Genomic DNA, 873 nt, shown 5'->3' with positions numbered 1-873 from the left:
GTCACGCGGCCGGCGCCCGGGGGGTCTGGGCCGGTTTGCCGGCCGTGCTGTTCGGCCCGCCCACCGAGTTCAGGACGCTTTGCGCCTGGTTGTCGACGAACTTGGTGAACAACTGCTGGGCGTAGCCGAAGATGATGGCCCAGGCGATGATCTGCGCCGACGAGTTGAGGGCCTGCAGGCCCGGGACGAACTCCCCGCGGATGAGGAGCAGCCCCAGCACCGCGGTCAGCGCGCCGGTCGGGAGCTTGAGCAGGGCCAGCGCGACCGGCACGTTGTACGGGGTGGACGTGCCCTTGATCCGCCGCAGGGACGCGGCGGCCGCCACCGCGGCGGCGATGATGCCGACGAACTCCACGACCGCGTAGTCCCAGGGAGAGGAGACCTGCGCCTGCAGCGCGTCGAGGTCGCCTTCCCGGCTCCGCTCGGAGGTGTCGCTCCCGGTGGGGCAGACCACCCCCACACCCTCCGGGCTGAAACACAACGGCACCGTGCCCGGGGCCAGCACCCCGAAGACGCCCACCAGGGCGACGATCACGGTCAGAGCGACCGTCACTCCGTAGACCACATAGGTGAAGCTGCGTACCCGCAGCCGCTCCCTCAGATGGGCCAGACGGGCCACGGCCATGCTGTCGACGACGGCCTCGCGCTGCGCCGGCTCCAGAGGCGTCCCGCCGCGGACCGACAGGGCGATCTCCTCGACCCGCACCCTCCGCGCGTCGTCGGCCGGGAGGTGCTCCCGGACGAAGGCCACCAGGCCGGGCATCATCGACGTGATCTCGTCCGTCGACGACAGCCGCAGCAGAAGGTTGTGGGCCACGTCGAAGTGGGTCTGCGCGACGGCCAGGTGAGCCGCGGGCAGCCGCCGGCGGTGGT

The 873-nt window shown here is 71.6% G+C and carries 1 protein-coding gene; it reads right to left on the bottom strand.

Translation table 11 applies throughout. The features are described 5' to 3' along the window. Position 1: 1 nt before the first annotated feature. Positions 2 to 873 (bottom strand): hypothetical protein (locus IH50_RS0136810; protein WP_051767601.1); only part of this gene is annotated, 872 nt, incomplete at its 5' end.

Source organism: Streptomyces sp. NRRL S-37, from assembly GCF_000721605.1.
Classification (GTDB): Bacteria; Actinomycetota; Actinomycetes; order Streptomycetales; family Streptomycetaceae; genus Streptomyces.
This window is presented reverse-complemented; position numbering and strand designations above follow the sequence as displayed.